This window comes from Streptomyces melanogenes (genome assembly GCF_014649795.1).
In the GTDB taxonomy this organism is placed as follows: Bacteria; Actinomycetota; Actinomycetes; order Streptomycetales; family Streptomycetaceae; genus Streptomyces; species Streptomyces noboritoensis.
Genome location: NZ_BMTS01000008.1, coordinates 292,388 through 308,314 on the forward strand (window position 1 = coordinate 292,388; position 15,927 = coordinate 308,314).

Genomic DNA, 15,927 nt, shown 5'->3' on the forward strand with positions numbered 1-15,927 from the left:
CTGTCCCGGCCGCCCAAGTATGGGTCACGTGAGGTCGGCGGCGGATCATCGGGTACCGCGAGCGGTGTACTTCTCCAGCGCCGGCACGTCCTTCTCGGTGACGATCGCGGGGCCGGTGAGGACCGGCCTGCCGCCGCCGATCACATTGCCGTTGGTCTTCTGGAGCCACAGTTCGTCGACCGCCAGATACCCCTGGAGATAGGGCTGCTGGTCGACCGCGAAGCCGATCTCGGCGGCCTTGAACTGCTTGATCACGGCCGCGTTGAGGTCGAAGGTGTCGACCTCGGCGGAGCTGCCCGCGTCGCCCTTGGCCTTGACCGCGGCGGCCGCGACCGGCGCGCCGAGCGTGACCACCGCGTCGATGTCCTTACCGGCCTGGAGTTTCGCCTCGATGGAGGACGTGGCGGCGGGCGTGTTGGTCCCGTCGACGTTCAGGTTCTCGACCGAGCCCTTGAAGGTCTTCTTCACCCCGGCGCACCGCTCCTCCAGCGACACGTTGCCCTGCTCGTGGATCACGCAGACGGCCTTCTTCTTGCCGTTCGCGTTGAGCTGCTCGCCGACCGCCTCACCGGCGACGCCCTCGTCCTGCCCGATGTGGCCGAGCGCGCCGAGCTGCTTCGAGTACTGCGCACCGGAGTTGATGGTGACGACCGGGATGCCCGCCGCGACCGCCTTCTTGACGACGTCCTGGACGGCCTGGGGCTTGGCGAGGGTGACCACGATCCCGTCGACCTTCTGGTCGATGGCCGCCTGGACCAGCTGCGACTGCTGCTGGCCCTCCTTGTTGGCCGAATAGAGGAAGTCGACGTTGTCCTTGGCGGCGGCCTGTTTCGCGCCGCTCTGCACGATGTCCCAGAAGGTGTCACCCTCGCCCGAATGGGTGATCATCGCGATCTTCATCCGGGGTGTGGAGACGCCTTTGCCGCCGCCCGAGCCGTCCTTGGTCTTCTCCTCGGAGCTCTTGCCGCCCGAGGAGCTGCATCCGGCGACCGTGAGTGCGAGGGCCGCGACGACCGCCGTCGCCGTGGCCGCGGTGCGGGATATGCGCATGGGGTCCGCCTTCCGTCCCGGCCGCCCGGTTGCGGCACGTGAGTTCTAGCGGCGGGCCGACACACCCGTCAATACTTTGTCCGAACATTCTTACGTGATGTACGAATGCGATGTACGAGCATGACCGACGGGCCGAGCCCTCACGGCCGTACGAGCAGCTGGAACTCGAAGGCGTACCGCGACGCCCGGTAGACGTGCGTGCCGAACTCGACCGCCCGCCCGGTGTCGTCGAAGGTGGTGCGCTGCATGGTCAGCAGCGGCGCGCCCTCCGCCTCGGCGAGCAGCTCCGCCTCGGCGGCGGTCGCGGCCCGCGCCCCCACCGACTGCCGGGCGCTGTGCAGCGTGATGCCCGCGCCGCGCATCAGCCGGTACAGGCCGGTGGCCTCCAGGTGCGCGGTGTCGAGGGCGAGCAGCCCGGTCGGCAGGTAGTTGCGCAGCTGGGCCATCGGCTCGCCGTGCGCGTACCGCAGCCGCTCCACCAGATGGACGTCGTCGCCCTCGGCCACGCCGAGCGCCGCCGCCACTTCCGCGGTGGCCGGTTCCACAGTGTTGCGCAGCACCTTGGTGGCGGGCTTCTGCCCGGCCGCCTCCAGGTCGTCGTAGAGGCTGCTCAGCTCCAGGGGGCGCTTGACCTGGCTGTGCACCACCTGGGTGCCGACTCCCCGGCGGCGCACCAGCAGGCCCTTGTCGACCAGGGCCTGGATGGCCTGGCGGACGGTGGGGCGGGACAGGCCGAGGCGGCCCGCGAGGTCGATCTCGTTGCCGAGGAGGCTGCCGGGCGTGAGGGTGCCCCGCTCGATGGCCGCCTCCAGTTGCTGGGACAGCTGGAAGTAGAGCGGGACCGGGCTGGTGCGGTCCACGCTGAGCTGGAGCGGCACGGCGGGATCCGGCACGGTTCTGGGCTGCTTGGACACGGGGTGAGCGTAGTGCGCGGGCCATGTTGACGGGAAGTCGTGAAGTCTGATTGTCAGGACAAACTCTTGACAGGACGTGCGGGCACCGTCACCTTTTGGCCATGCGTATCGGACTCATCGGAACGGGACGTATCGGCTCCTTCCACGCGGAGGTACTGGCCCGCCATCCCTCGGTCAGCGAGCTCGTCGTCGCCGACGCCGACCCCGCGCGGGCCGCCGAGGCCGCGGGGCGGACCGGGGCTACGGCCGCCACGGTCGACGAGCTCTTCGCGGGCGGCCCGGACGCGGTGGTGATCGCCTCGGCGACCGCAGCGCACGCCGGTCTGATCGCCCGGGCTGCCCGGGCCGGGCTCCCCGCCTTCTGCGAGAAGCCGATCGCCCTCGACCTGGCCGGGACGCTGGCGGCCCTGGACGAGGTGGAGAGCGCGGGGACGGTCCTGCAGATCGGGTTCATGCGGCGCTTCGACGCCGGATACGCGGCGGCCCGCGCGCGGGTCCGGGCCGGTGAGCTGGGGCGGCTGCACACCGTACGGGCGGTCACCTCGGATCCGGCGCCGCCGCCCGCCGCGTATCTGCCGCTCTCCGGCGGCCTCTACCGGGACTGCCTGGTCCACGACTTCGACAGTCTGCGGTGGGTGACCGGCCGCGAGGTCGTCGAGGTGTACGCGATGGGCTCGGACGCCGGGCCCGCCATGTTCCGCGAGGCCGGGGACGTCTCCACGGCCGCGGCCCTTCTCACCCTCGACGACGGCACCCTCGCCACGGCGACGGCGACCCGATGCAACGGCGCCGGGTACGACGTACGGATGGAGCTCGCCGGGGACCGTGACCAGCTGGCGGTGGGGCTCGGCGAGCGCACGCCGCTGACCTCGGCCGAACCCGGGGCGCCCGAGCCCGCCGGGAAGCCCTGGCCCGGCTTCCTGGAGCGGTTCGCCCCCGCCTACCGGGCCGAGCTCGACGCGTTCGTGCGAGTCGTGCGGGGCGAGCTGGCGAACCCCTGCGACGGCCGGGAGGCGCTGCACGCGCTGCGCGTCGCCGAGGCGTGCGAGCGCTCGCGGCACGAGCGCCGCCCGGTCGCCGTCGCGGAGTTCACCGACTGAGGTTCACCAGCTGACCGGCAGGCTCTCCGGGCCGCGCACCAGCATCCCCGAACGCCAGGTCAGCGCCGCCGGATGGATGTCGAGCGCCAGGTCGGGACAGCGCTCCAGGAGCGAGCGGATGGCGATCCGCGCCTCCAGGCGGGCCAGCGGCGCGCCCAGGCAGTAGTGGATGCCGTGCCCGAAGGCCACATGGCCGCGGGCGTCGCGCCGGATGTCGAAGCGGGACGGCTCGGCGTACTTGGCCGGGTCGCGGTTGGCGTCGGCCATGGCGACCAGGACGAGCTGGCCGCCGCCGGGGACCACCGTCCCGGCGATGTCGACCGGCTCGGTGGTGAAGCGGTACGTCGGGGTCTCGACCGGGCCGTCGTAGCGCAGCATCTCCTCCACCGCGTTGTCGATCAGCCCGTCGAAGTCGGATCGCAGATCGGCCAGTTGATCCGGATTGCCGAGCAGTGCGAGGACGCCGTTGGAGATCAGGTTGACGGTCGTCTCGTGGCCCGCGACCAGGAGCAGCCAGGCCATGCCGAGCAGTTCGGGGCCCGACAGCCGGTCGCCGTCCTCGTCGGCCGTGGTGATCAGCGCGCTCATCAGGTCGTCGCCGGGCCGCTCGCGCTTGCTCTCCAGGAGCGCGGTCAGATACTCCGACATGGCCTTGGCGGCCGCCATCCGGTCGGCGAGGACGGGCGCGGATATGGAGGTGTTGGACCACTCGCGGAAGCTGTCCTGGTCGAGGGCGGGCACCCCGAGCAGCTCGCCGATGACGGTGATCGGCAGCGGGAAGGAGAGCGCCTCGACGAGGTCCGCCCGGCGGTCCGGCCGCTCCAGCATGGCGTCGAGCAGCGCGTCCGTCATCTCCTGGATGCGCGGGGCGAGCAGCTCGACGCGGCGCGGGGTGAACTCCCGGGTCACCAGCTTGCGCAGCCGGGTGTGGGCGGGGGCGTCGGAGCTGAGCATGGTGGTGCCGGAGGCGACCGCCTTCACCCCGAGGTCCGGGTCGGCGTTGCGCCACTCCTTGGACAGACGCGGGTCGGCGAGGGCGGCGCGACCCGCCTCGTAGCCGACGACGAGCCAGGCGTCGGCGCCCTCGGGCATCCGGACGCGGTGCACCGGGCCGCGCTCGCGCAGCCCGGCGTAGACGGAGTAGGGGTCGCGGGTGAACCCGTCGCCGAGAGCGGCGAGATCGACCACGGCGTCCTCAGTGGCTTCGCTGGTCATCAACGCAGGTCCTTTCAGGGCGTCGTGACGGAGCGGCTCACCCTAACTCTCCAGTAGCTTCGAGGGCTTCTACCCTGGTCGCAGCGAGGGGAGGCGCGGTGCTGAGGCGTTGGTGGTTCATGGGGGCGCTGCGTCCGGGCATGCCCGCACAGCGGACGTGGGAACCGTCGAAGGAGGAGCAGCAGCGGGTCCTCGACGAGTGGGAGACGGCCCGCGAGCGCCTGGAGCGGCTGGTGTCGGCCCGGGTCACGGCCGTCGGCGACGTGCTGCGGGCGGCCGAACTCCCGGTCGGCCGGGGCGGTCCGGACGCGCCGAGGCCCGGCGGGGACGCCCGGGACGGGCGCGACTACGCGTGGGTGCTCGACGCCTTCCAGGCCGCGGGCAAGCTCCTGGACGAGGCGGCCGACCTGCCGGACCTGGCCGCCGCCGCGGTCCTGGCCGAGCGCGCCCTGGTCAGGTTCGCCGCGCTGCACGCCCGCCGAGCGGGGCAGCCGGTGCCCAGGCCGCCCGAGCGCTGCTACTACAACCCGCTGCACGCGGCGGCCGAGAGCGGCGGGCCGCCCGCGCGCAAGCAGCACCGGCAGCGGGCCCGGCGCCGGACCGGGCCGCGCGAGGCGGCGGCCGACCGCCGTCCCGCCTGCCCGTCCTGCCGCAAGGCGATCCTGGCGGGCCAGCAGCCGGACGTGCTGCCCGCGCTTCTCCCGGTGAAGGTGTCCCGGCTGCGCACCGCGCGGCTGCTGGTGCCGTACTACTCGGTGCCGCAGCAGTGGTCGCTGTGGTCGGTCTCGGCGTGCGGCGCGTACGGCGACGAGTGGCCGGCCCTGGTGCTGCGCGGCGAGCACCGGCGCAGGGCGGCGGCCGCCCGCAAGGCGTGAGCGCCTGGCCTCACCAGCGCACCGGCAGATGGCGCACACCCCGGATGAGCATCCCCGGCAGCCACTCCAGCGAGCCCCCGTCCAGGGCGAGTTCGAGGCCGGGGGCGCGCTCCAGGAGCGTACGGATCGCGATGCGGCCCTCCATCCGGGCGAGCGGGGCGCCCAGGCAGTAGTGGATGCCGTGCCCGAAGCCGAGGTGGCTCTGCGGGGTGCGGCGGATGTCGAAGCGGTCCGGGTCGGGGTGGCGGGCCGGGTCGCGCCCGGCGGAGGCGAGGGCGACGAGGACGGCCGCCCCGGCGGGGATGACCGTGCCGCCGCACTCGACGGCCTCCTTGGTGAACCGGTACGTGGCGGTCTCCACCGGGCCGTCGTAGCGCAGCATCTCCTCGATCGCGCCGTCGATCAGCCCGTCGAAGTCGGCGCGCAGCGCGGCCAGTTGCTCGGGGTGCGCGAGCAGCGCCCGTACCCCGTTGGAGATGAGGTTGACGGTGGTCTCGTGGCCCGCGACGAGGAGCAGGAAAGCCATGCCGATGAGCTCGTCCGGGGAGAGCTGGTCGCCGTCCTCGTGCCGGGTGCGGATCAGCGCGCTCATCAGGTCGTCGGCGGGGGCGGTGGCGCGCTTGTCCTCGATGAGCTGCACCAGGTAGGCGCCCATCTCCAGCATGGAGGCGTTCGTCCCGTCGTTCTCGGTGGGCGCGACGGCCTCGTTGGAGAGTCTGCGGAAGGTCTCCCGGTCCAGGTCCGGCACGCCGAGGAGCTCGCAGATGACCGTGATCGGCAGCGGGAAGGCGAACGAGTCGACCAGGTCGGCCGTGCGGCCGGGCGCGGCCAGCATGGTGTCGAGCAGCCCGTCGGTGATCTCCTGGACGCGCGGGCGCAGCGCCGCGATCCGGCGCGAGGTGAACTCGCGGGCCACCAGCTTGCGCAGCCGGGTGTGCTGCGGCGGGTCCGAGTCCAGCATGTTGGCGCTGACCGCGGTGAACTCGTAGTCCCCCTCGGCGATCGCCCGCCAGTCCTTGGAGAAGCGGGCGTCGGCGAGCGCGGCCCGCGCCTCGTCGTGTCCGACGATCAGCCAGACCTCGTCCGTCTCATGGGTGCGGACGCGGTGCACCGGCCCCTCGGCGCGCAGCTTCGCGTAGTACGGATACGGGTTGGCGGTGAAGTCCTCGTGGTCGCGCAGATCGACGAGCGGCATGCTCTGTTCCCCCTCCGGTTGTTCGATTCAGCGTACGTCGCCGTCCTCGTCGAGCAGCCCGGCGTCGTGGACGAGCAGCGCGATCTGGACACGGTTGTTGAGGTCCAGCTTGGCCAGCACGCGCGAGACGTGGGTCTTCACCGTCGGCACGCTGAGGAAGAGGGCGGCGGAGATCTCCGCGTTCGACTGGCCCCGGCCGACGGCGACCGCCACCTCCCGCTCCCGCTCGGCGAGTTGCCCGATCCGCGCCCGGGCCCGGGCCGCCCGGTCGTCGGAGCCCTCCGGCGCACCCGCGACCTGGTGCATCAGCTGGCGGGTGACGGCCGGGGAGAGCACCGGCTCGCCCGCCGCCACCCGGCGTACGGCGGCGACGATCTCGGCGGGCGCGGTGTCCTTCAGGACGAACCCGGCGGCCCCCGCGCGCAGCGCCCGTACCACCTGCTCGTCGGCGTGGAAGGTGGTCAGGACGATGACCTCGGGGGCGTCGGGGCGGGCGCGCAGGGTCTCGGTGGCGGTGAGCCCGTCGACGCTGGGCATCCGGATGTCCATCAGGACCACGTCCGGGCGCAGCCGGTCGGTCAACTCCTCGACCTGGGAGCCGTCGGAGGCCTCCCCCACGATCTCCAGGTCGTCGGAGCCGCCGAGCATGAAGGTGAGTCCCGCGCGGACGAGGGGGTCGTCGTCGACGACCAGGAGGCGGATGGTCATGAGGGCCACGGTAGCCAGGCGCGGACCTCGAACCCGCCACCGGGCGTGCGCCCGTGCTCCAGGCGGCCGCCCGCGAGCGTGGCGCGCTCGGTCAGCCCGATCAGCCCCTGCCCCGACCCGGGCACCTTCGGTACGTCGCCGACGGGCGCCGGGTTGCGCACCTCGACGGTGAGTCCGTCCCCCGGGCGGCCGTTGACGGTCACGGTGACCTCGGCGCCGGGAGCGTGCTTGCGGGCGTTGGTGAGGGCCTCCTGGGCGATGCGGTAGGCGTTGCGCCCGGTGGCCGCCGGGACGCCGTCGGGATCCCCGATCCGGCTGTCCAGGGTGACCTTCATCCCGGCCTCGCGGGACTCGGCGACCAGCGCGTCCAGGGTCGCCAGCGTCGGCTGGGGCCGGTCCTCGGCGCCCTCGTCGGGGCTGCGCAGCACGCCGATGATCTGGCGCAGGTCCTGCAGGGCCTCGTGGGCGCTGTCGCGGATGACCCCGGCGGCGCGGGCGACCTCGGCCGGGGGCGCGTCGGGGCGGAACTCCAGGGCGCCCGCGTGCACGCTGAGCAGGGTGAGCCGGTGGGCCAGCACGTCGTGCATCTCGCGGGCGATGGCCTCGCGGGCGAGCCGCTGGGCGTTCTCGGCCCGCAGCGCCGCCTCCGCCTCGGCGCGCACGGCCCGCTCCCGCAGCGCCACGACGAGCTGGCGCCGGGCGCGCACGAGCATGCCCCAGCCCGTGGAGAGGAGGACCATCACGGTGCCGGTGATCGCGTTGGCCAGCAGGCCGGTGTGCGGGTCGGGGCGGACCACCGGCTGGAGCACGGCGCTGGCCACGGCGGCGGTGCCGACGAGCGCGACGGCGGGCTTGAGCGGCCGGTGCACGGCCAGGCTGAACAGGGCGACGAGCAGCGCCCCGGAGGCGACCGGCGCCACGGTGGTGACGGCGACCAGCACGGCCGCGAGCTGTACGGGCCACCGCCTGCGCAGCCAGACCGCGCAGCAGGCGACGGCCCCCACCAGCTGGTCGACCGCCTGAAGGGGCTCGGGGTAGTCGGACGCCTGGTTCATGGCGTCGGCGGCGAGCACGCCGATCAGCGCGGCGCAGAGGAACGCGCAGGTGTCGACGACCCAGTCCCGTACGGTACGGCGCGGCGCACGCCCCTCGGGCCGGTCGCCCGGCAGCTCGGGGGCGACGACGGCGGAGGGCAGCAGCCAGCGGTACTCGGGACCAGCGCGGTTCATGCCACCCAAGCTACGCAGGTCAGGGGTGGCGTGGCGGGTTCCGCCGGGGGCGCGCTACCAAAGTCGTACGGGTCGAGACTTTCGCCGCGCCGGACGAGCCGGAAGGCCGACGCGGGGCGCTCCGCAGGGAGTGTGGTGGTTTGGCTGCGGGCCGTCTGTGGCTGGTCGCGCAGTTCCCCGCGCCCCTAAGGGGCGCGGAGCGCCCCGGTGCTGTCGGCCGGGGCGCTCCGCGCAGGGGCGGGTGTCGTCAGCCGCCCAGCTCCTGGTGGCGGGCGTTCAGCCGCGCCGCGCCGTCGCTCGTGAGCGAGCCGAACAGACGCAGGCGGGAGATGCCGCCGTCGGGGAAGATGTCGATGCGCACGTGCGTGGCGACCGCCGGGGCGTCGAGCACGAACCGGTGGTTGGTGTCGGGCTGCAGCCGGGTGCGGGGCAGGATCTCGCGCCACTCGCCCGACTCGCCGTCGCGCACCGAGAGCGCCGCCCAGCCCGCCGAGTTGCCCTTGAGGTACGCGGTGTCGATCTCGACCGCGCGGATCTCGGACTGCGCCACCAGCTGGTAGCGGATCCAGTCGTTGCCCTTGTCGCGGCGGCGGCGGGTCTCCCAGCCGTCGTCCATCTTGCGGGAGCGGCCCGGCTGGATGGTGTTGGTGGCGGGCGAGTAGAAGCGGTCCGAGGCGTCCTCGACCTGGGCGCCGTTCTCCAGCGCCGCGAGGTCGAAGGTGCCGAGCACGGCGAGCCACTCCGGGTCCGGGGCGACCTCGCCGTACACGCGCAGCCGGGCGATGCCCCCGTCCGGGTGCTGGTTGACGCGCAGGTGCGTGAAGCGCTGCTCGACGTCGACGGCGAACCCGTTGGCCGCGTGGCCGCCGACCGCCGTACGCGGTACCAGGGTCACCCACTTCACGTCGTCGGCGAGCAGCTCCTCGGGCGACGGGGAGCCCGCCACCGAGGTGGCCTCGACGGAGACGGCCTGCGGGTAGTTGCCCCGGAAGTGGGCGGTGTCGACGACGATGCCGCGCACCACGCCGGGGGCGCCGAGGCGTACGAGCGCCCAGTCGTGGTCGTCCTCGGTGGGGTGCGGCACGGCGGCCGAGACGCCTCGGCGGCGGCGGGTCTCCCAGCCGTCCATGATCTTGCCCTTGTGGCCGAAGTGCTCGGGGTCGAACTCGGCGGCGTCGGGCTTGAGGAGGTTCTCGCGCTCGGCGAAGAACTCGTCGTTGGCGGCGATGACGCCCGCGCCCAGGCGCCGGTCGGCGAGGTCGGCGTACTGCGTGAACGGGAAGTCGGCGGTGCGGTAGTCCGCGTACGGGTCGCCGCCGCCGTAGGGGCTGGCGTCACCGGTGAAGGAAGGGATCTCGCTCACGGTTTCAGTTGTTCCTTTCGAGCAGGCGGCCGGTGGGCTCGGTGAGGGTGCCGTTCTCCTGGATGCGCTCGCCGCGCAGCCAGGTCGACTTGACGACACCGTGCAGGGTCTTGCCCGCGTACGCGGTGACGCGGTTGCGGTGCTGGAGTTCCGCCGGGTCGACGGTGAAGGTCGCGTCGGGGGCGAGCACGGCGAAGTCGGCGTCGCGGCCGGCCTCGATGGCGCCCTTGCGGTCCAGGCCGACCAGCGAGGCGGTGGCGGAGGACATCCAGCGCACCACGTCCTCCAGGGTGTGGCCGCGCCGGCGCGCCTCGGTCCAGACGGCGGAGAGGCTGAGCTGGAGGCCGGAGATGCCGCCCCAGGCGGTGGCGAAGTCGTCGGTCTTGAGGTCGGCGGTGGACGGCGAGTGGTCGGTGACGACGCAGTCGATGGTGCCGTCGGCGAGCGCCGCCCACAGCAGGTCCTGGTTGGCGGCCTCGCGGATCGGCGGACAGCACTTGAACTCGCTGGCGCCGTCCGGGACTTCCTCGGCGGTGAGCGTGAGGTAGTGCGGACAGGTCTCGACGGTGAGCCGGACGCCCTCGCGCTTGGCGGCGGCGATCACCGGCAGCGCGTCGGAGGACGACAGGTGCAGGATGTGCACCCGGGCGCCGACCCGCTTCGCGGCGGCGATCAGGGACTCGATGGCGGTGTTCTCGGAGACGCGCGGACGGCTGGCCAGGTAGTCGGCGTACTTGGGGCCGGGCGTCTGCGGCGCGGCCGCCAGCTCGTGCGGGTCCTCGGCGTGCACGATCAGCAGCCCGTCGAAGCCCGCGATCTCGGCGAGCGACTGGGCCAGCTGGTCCTGGTTCAGCTCGGGGAACTCCTCCACGCCGGAGGGCGACAGGAACGCCTTGAAGCCGAAGACCCCGGCGTCGTGGAGCGGCCGCAGGTCCTTGACGTTGTCGGGCAGCGCGCCGCCCCAGAAACCGACGTCCACGTGCGCCTTGGCGCGGGCGACCTCCTGCTTGACGCGGAGGTTCGCGACCGTGGTGGTCGGCGGCAGGGAGTTGAGGGGCATGTCGACGAGGGTGGTGATGCCACCGGCGGCAGCGGCCCGGGTGGCGGTCCAGAAGCCCTCCCACTCCGTGCGGCCCGGGTCGTTCACGTGCACATGGCAGTCGACGAGGCCCGGCAGCAGCACGTCGTCGCCGAAGTCCTCCAGGCGCGCCCCGGCGGGCACCTCGGCGTCGTACGGCAGTACGGCGTCGATCACCCCGCCGGCGACGGCGACCGAGGCAGGGCGGGTGCCGTCGGGCGTGATGACGCGCGACGAGCGCAGTACCAGGTTGACGTCGGACACCCGAGCCCCTTCCAGCGAAATTCAACGAACTGTTGAAGGAGTCTTCACGCCGATCAGGGAGCCGTCAAGGGTGCCCCGGGTCCGGTGACGGCCAACGGCGTGGGTCTTGGAGGTTTCCACAGAATGGAATTAGACTTTCACTTCCCAGAATGTAGCTATCGCCACGGGGTGCCCCACCGGAACGGACAAACCCGCTCTGACCGGCAAGGACTCCCTACGTACGCACTGTACGGCGAAGAACACACAGGTAGGCTGCTGCCTCGCCTGCCAGCTGAAAGGACCGCGCCGTGCCGACGTCCAGCGCCAGCACCACCGACGCCTCCAAGCCATCCGCCGCGAGCGGTGGCGTCCAGTCCCTCGAGCGCGCCTTCGACCTTCTGGAGCGGATGGCCGACGCCGGGGGCGAGGTCGGCCTCAGCGAGCTCTCCGCCAGCAGCGGCCTCCCCCTGCCGACCATCCACCGTCTGATGCGCACGCTGGTGGCCTGCGGTTACGTACGCCAGCAGGCCAACCGGCGGTACGCGCTGGGCCCGCGGCTGATCCGCCTCGGCGAGTCCGCGTCGCGGCTGCTCGGCACCTGGGCGCGGCCGTATCTGGCCCGTCTGGTCGAGGAGACCGGCGAGACGGCGAACATGGCGCTGCTCGACGGGGACGAGATCGTGTACGTCGCCCAGGTCCCCTCCAAGCACTCCATGCGGATGTTCACCGAGGTGGGCCGACGGGTGCTGCCGCACTCCACGGGCGTGGGCAAGGCGCTCCTCGCGCACACCCCGCCGGAGGAGGTCCGGGCGCTGCTCGCCCGCACCGGCATGCCCGCCGCGACCGAGAAGACGATCACCACGCCCGAGGGCTTCCTCGACGCGCTGGAGCAGGTGCGGCACGCGGGGTACGCGGTCGACGACAACGAGCAGGAAATAGGAGTCCGCTGCCTCGCGGTGTCGGTACCGAACTCCCCCACCGCCGCCGCCATCTCCATCTCGGGCCCGGCGGGCCGCGTGACGGAGGCGGCCACGGAGAAGATCGTCCCGATCCTGCAGGGGATCGCGGAGGAACTGTCGGCGGCGCTGGCGAACACGGGGCAGGGCTGAGCGATTCGGGTGCGGCCCGGTGGTGGGCTGGTCGCGCAGTTCCCCGCGCCCCTAAAGATGCGCCCCTCCGGGCCGCCCAGGGGATTGCCGCGCAGCGGCATTCTTAGGGGCGCGGGGAACTGCGCGACCAGCCACCGACAACCGTCAGCCGACCACGCGCCCCACACCCAACCTCCCGTCCGCCATCTCCACCACGTGATCCACCCGCGACAGGTGGGCCACGTCGTGGGTGACGAGCACGGTCGCCGTCCCCCGCTCCCGGGTGAGCCGGACCAGCAGGTCCAGCACAGACGCCCCCCGCGCGTGATCGAGCGCGCTCGTCGGCTCGTCCACCAGCAGCACCGACGGCGCATTCATCAGCGCCCGAGCGATGTTCACCCGCTGCCGCTGTCCCCCGGACAGCTGATGCGGACGCCGGTCCGCCCGGTCCGCGAGGCCGACCGCGTCCAGCAGTTCGAGGGCCCGCGCCCGGGCGGCCCCAGGGGCCCGGCCCGCCAGATGCGCCATCACCTGGAGCTGCTCCGCCGCCGTCAGCGACGGCAGCAGGTTCGGCTGCTGGAAGACGATCCCCACGCGCTCGCGCCGCAGCACCGCCCGCTCGGCCGCACTCAGCTCCCCCGTCTCCGCCCCGGCGAGCACCACCCGCCCCCGGTCGGGCGCGATCAGCGTCGCGGCCACGGCGAGCAGACTGGACTTGCCCGACCCGGACGGCCCGACGCACGCCGTGAGCGTGCCGGGCGGCACCGCCAGGGACACCTCGTCGAGCGCGGTGAGCCGCCCGTCCCCGTCCGGGTAGGTCAGCGTCACACGGTCCAGCAGCAGCGCGGTCATCGGGCACTCCCCAGCGCGGTCAGCGGGTCGACGGCGGTGATCCGCCGGATGGACAGGGCGGCGCCGAGCACGCCGAGGCCGATCAGGACGAGCGCGGGCACCAGCGTGGTGCGCACGTCGAGCACGAACGGCACCGCGCCCTCGACCAGCCCGCCGACCGCCGCCGCGAGCCCCGTCCCGGCCGCCGTCCCCGCGCACAGCATCAGCACGGCCTGCCCGAGCGCGTCCCGCAGCAGATAGGGCGTGGAAGCGCCGAGCGCCTTGAGGACCGCGATGTCCCCGCTGCGCTGGATCGTCCACACCGTGAAGAACGCGCCCACCACCAGCGCCGAGATGCCGAAGAGGAAGCCGCGCATCAGCTGGAGCGAACCGTTCTCGGCCTTGTAGGACGGCAGCGCCGAGAGCGCGCCGTCCGGGGTGCGCGTCGTGGTGCCCAGGGCCCGGTCCGCCGCCGCGAGGTCCACGCCGTCGCCGAGGGTGAGGGCCACCACTGTGGCCGGGGCCCCGGGAGCGAGCGCCGTCCAGACGACCGGGGTGTGGCTGTACGAGTCCTCGCCGCGCACCGCCGACACCGTCAACGAGCGACCGTTGACGACGACCGCTTCCCCCACCGCCGCCCGCAGCTTGTCCGCCGCGCCCCGCGAAAGGACCACGGCCCCCTCTCGTACCGGAGCCAGAGCGGAGCCGGGACGGACGGCGAACACCGACACCGCCTCCGTCCGCTCCCCCGCCTTCGCGTTCACCGTGGAGATCGCGATCGGCTCGGCGCCCCGCACCCCCGGCACCCTGCCCCACCCCTCCCACACCGACGGGCCCAGGACCGAGCTGGTGAACGAGACCGCACGGCCGCCGGGCGGCGCCGCGAAGGCGAGCCGGTCGGCGGGCAGGCCCACCACGGCCGAGGTGTTGTCCCGGGCGAGCCCGGCGGTCAGCCCGGACAGCAGGCCGACGAGCAGGGTAATGAGCACCACCACCGTGCCCATCAGCGCGAACCGGCCCTTGGCGAACCGGAGGTCTCTCCATGCGACGAACATGGCTCCAGCCTTGCGGCCCGGGGCCGCCGGGACATCGCGCCACAGCACACATCGACCGGATCGAAGGACGGATCCGCACATCAAACTTTCGGTTGACCGGGCCGGGGCCGGGCCCGCTTACGCTGGAAGACCTATGGACCCCCGCCCCCACACCCCCGTATCCCGGCTGCTGCGCCTGTGTCTGCACGCGCTGCTCGCCGGGCTGCTCGCGCTGGTCGCGGCCCGGTCGGTGGGCGACGCGGCGGTCCTGGCGGCGGCGGGCGCGATGGCGGCCGTGTACGCGGCGGGGGTGCTGACGCCCGCCGTGCGGCCCCGCACGGGCCCGGGCGCCGGCTGGCTCGGGGTGCTCTGCGGTGTCTGGCTGGTGCTGCTCGCGCTGTCGCCGGACGCCCTGTGGGTGGCCTTCCCCCTCTACTTCCTCCAGCTGCACCTGCTGCCGCGACGCTGGGGCCTGCCCGCCGTGGCGGCGACGGCGGGCGCGGCCATCGCGAGCTTCCTGTTCCACGGCGAGCAGGTCACGCCCGGCACCTTCATCGGGCCGGTCCTCGGCGGGGCCGTCGCGGTGGCGACCGTGTTCGGCTACGACGCGCTGTACCGGGAGAGCGAGCGGCGGCGCGAGCTGATCGAGGAGCTGGTGTCGACCCGGGCCGAGCTCGCCGAGGCGGAGCGCGCGGCGGGCACCCTGGCCGAGCGCGAGCGCCTCGCCCGGGAGATCCACGACACGCTGGCGCAGGGCCTGTCCTCCATCCAGCTCCTGCTGCGCGCCGCCGAGCGCGCGCTCGCACCGGACGACCCTGCCCGTACGCACGTCGAGCAGGCCCGCGCGGCCGCCCAGGACAACCTGGCGGAGGCCCGCCGGTTCGTCCGGGCGCTGACCCCGCCCGGCCTGGAGCGGGCCTCGCTGCCCGGCGCCCTGGAGCGGCTGTGCGCCTCGACGCCCGGCCCCGCCGTGCAGTTCGGGGTGAGCGGCACCCCGGTCGAGCTGCCCACGCCGTACGAGGTCGCGCTGCTGCGGATCGCCCAGTCGGCGCTCGCCAACACGGTCCAGCACGCGGCGGCCGGGCGCGCGGAGATCACGCTGAGCTTCATGGACACCTCGGTGGCACTGGATGTCGTCGACGACGGCAAGGGCTTCGACCCGGGCCGCGAGCGCCCGTCCGGCACCGGCGGCTTCGGGCTCCCGGCGATGCGGTCGCGGGCCCGTTCGCTGGGCGGCACCCTGAGCGTCGAGTCGGCGCCGGGCCAGGGCACGGCGGTCGCGATCACCCTGCCGTTGCCGGTACGGGAAGGGAGCGCCCGGTGACCGCCGAGCCGATCAGACTGCTGCTCGCCGACGACCACCCGATCGTACGGGCGGGGCTGCGGGCCGTCCTGGACACCGAGCCGGACTTCACGGTGGCCGGGGAGGCCGCGACCGCCGAGCGGGCGGTGGAGCTGGCGGCCTCGGGCGGCTTCGACGTGGTGCTGATGGACCTTCAGTTCGGCGCCGGGATGCACGGCTCGGCCGCCACCGCCGCGATCACCGCGCGGCCGGGCGCGCCCCGGGTGCTCGTCCTCACCACGTACGACACGGACGCCGACATCCTGGCGGCCGTGGAGGCGGGCGCGGCCGGGTACCTGCTCAAGGACGCGCCGCCGGAGGAGCTGGCGGCGGCCGTGCGGACGGCGGCGGCCGGGCAGTCGGCGCTCGCCCCGGCGGTGGCGCACCGGCTGATGGACCGGATGCGCACCCCGGCCGAGGCGCTCACCCGCCGGGAGCTCGAAGTGCTGCAACTGGTCGGCGACGGGCTCTCCAACCTCCAGATCAGCAAGCGGCTCTTCCTGAGCCAGGCGACCGTCAAGTCCCATCTCGTCCATATTTACGCAAAGCTGGGAGTGGAGTCGCGCACGGCGGCGGTCGCGGCGGCCGGCGCGCGCCGGCTGATCCGGCAGCCGGGCTGATTTCCTCTACGCCCACGCGTCACGGGCGCCCCGAACGGGCAT

The 15,927-nt window shown here is 73.5% G+C and carries 15 protein-coding genes; 5 read left to right on the forward strand and 10 right to left on the reverse strand.

Annotation, left to right across the window (positions count from 1 at the left end):
• Positions 1-45 precede the first annotated feature (45 nt).
• Together IE252_RS19755 and IE252_RS19760 are read right to left on the reverse strand one after the other, a co-directional pair.
• On the reverse strand, positions 46-1,050 hold the full coding sequence (locus tag IE252_RS19755; RefSeq protein ID WP_190090761.1) for a sugar ABC transporter substrate-binding protein: 1,005 nt from the start codon (positions 1,048-1,050) through the stop codon (positions 46-48).
• A gap of 140 nt (positions 1,051-1,190) precedes the next feature.
• A complete protein-coding gene (locus IE252_RS19760) occupies positions 1,191-1,910 on the reverse strand; it encodes a GntR family transcriptional regulator (protein ID WP_308434549.1) in 720 nt (239 codons plus the stop codon).
• 155 nt (positions 1,911-2,065) lie between these two features.
• Between IE252_RS19760 and IE252_RS19765 the strand changes: the two genes are divergently transcribed.
• A complete protein-coding gene (locus tag IE252_RS19765; RefSeq protein ID WP_190090762.1) occupies positions 2,066-3,064 on the forward strand; it encodes a Gfo/Idh/MocA family protein in 999 nt (332 codons plus the stop codon).
• Positions 3,065-3,067: 3 nt separating this feature from the next.
• Here the strand turns inward: IE252_RS19765 and IE252_RS19770 are convergent, their stop codons facing one another.
• Entirely contained in the window at positions 3,068-4,279 is a 1,212-nt protein-coding gene (locus IE252_RS19770) for a cytochrome P450 family protein (protein WP_190090763.1), read from the reverse strand.
• 98 nt (positions 4,280-4,377) lie between these two features.
• Between IE252_RS19770 and IE252_RS19775 the strand changes: the two genes are divergently transcribed.
• On the forward strand, positions 4,378-5,154 hold the full coding sequence (locus IE252_RS19775) for a hypothetical protein (RefSeq protein ID WP_190090764.1): 777 nt from the start codon (positions 4,378-4,380) through the stop codon (positions 5,152-5,154).
• Positions 5,155-5,164: 10 nt separating this feature from the next.
• Here the strand turns inward: IE252_RS19775 and IE252_RS19780 are convergent, their stop codons facing one another.
• From IE252_RS19780 to allB, 5 genes are all read right to left on the reverse strand, one after another.
• The gene (locus tag IE252_RS19780; protein WP_190090765.1) at positions 5,165-6,349 is read right to left on the reverse strand and encodes a cytochrome P450 family protein; all 1,185 of its coding nucleotides are present in this window, start codon (positions 6,347-6,349) and stop codon (positions 5,165-5,167) included.
• Between the two features lie 27 nt (positions 6,350-6,376).
• A complete protein-coding gene (locus IE252_RS19785; protein ID WP_190090766.1) occupies positions 6,377-7,057 on the reverse strand; it encodes a response regulator in 681 nt (226 codons plus the stop codon).
• Positions 7,054-8,286, reverse strand: coding sequence for a sensor histidine kinase (locus IE252_RS19790; protein WP_190090767.1), 1,233 nt, complete (start codon positions 8,284-8,286; stop codon positions 7,054-7,056). Before IE252_RS19790 ends, IE252_RS19785 begins: the two co-directional genes overlap by 4 nt.
• 247 nt (positions 8,287-8,533) lie before the next feature.
• Positions 8,534-9,649 (reverse strand): allantoicase, encoded by a 1,116-nt coding sequence (gene alc, locus IE252_RS19795; protein ID WP_190090768.1) that lies wholly within the window; start codon positions 9,647-9,649, stop codon positions 8,534-8,536.
• Between the two features lie 4 nt (positions 9,650-9,653).
• Positions 9,654-10,991 carry an allantoinase AllB gene (gene allB / locus IE252_RS19800; protein ID WP_190090769.1) on the reverse strand — a complete coding sequence of 446 codons (1,338 nt, stop codon included), beginning with the start codon at positions 10,989-10,991 and terminating at the stop codon, positions 9,654-9,656.
• Between the two features lie 287 nt (positions 10,992-11,278).
• Here allB and IE252_RS19805 point away from each other — a divergent pair, with 287 nt between their 5' ends.
• Positions 11,279-12,079, forward strand: coding sequence for an IclR family transcriptional regulator (locus IE252_RS19805; protein ID WP_190090770.1), 801 nt, complete (start codon positions 11,279-11,281; stop codon positions 12,077-12,079).
• Between the two features lie 144 nt (positions 12,080-12,223).
• Here the strand turns inward: IE252_RS19805 and IE252_RS19810 are convergent, their stop codons facing one another.
• Complete coding sequence (locus IE252_RS19810; RefSeq protein ID WP_190090771.1) at positions 12,224-12,910, reverse strand: ABC transporter ATP-binding protein; 687 nt, start codon at positions 12,908-12,910, stop codon at positions 12,224-12,226.
• A complete protein-coding gene (locus IE252_RS19815) occupies positions 12,907-13,944 on the reverse strand; it encodes an ABC transporter permease (RefSeq protein WP_190090772.1) in 1,038 nt (345 codons plus the stop codon). The genes IE252_RS19810 and IE252_RS19815 overlap by 4 nt, the downstream gene beginning before the upstream one ends.
• Positions 13,945-14,077: 133 nt before the next feature.
• On the opposite strand from IE252_RS19815, the gene IE252_RS19820 reads away from it, so the two are divergent.
• Both IE252_RS19820 and IE252_RS19825 read left to right on the forward strand, forming a co-directional pair.
• Complete coding sequence (locus IE252_RS19820) at positions 14,078-15,247, forward strand: sensor histidine kinase (protein WP_190090773.1); 1,170 nt, start codon at positions 14,078-14,080, stop codon at positions 15,245-15,247.
• On the forward strand, positions 15,244-15,885 hold the full coding sequence (locus IE252_RS19825; RefSeq protein WP_229848590.1) for a response regulator: 642 nt from the start codon (positions 15,244-15,246) through the stop codon (positions 15,883-15,885). Before IE252_RS19820 ends, IE252_RS19825 begins: the two co-directional genes overlap by 4 nt.
• The last annotated feature ends 42 nt before the right edge of the window (positions 15,886-15,927 follow it).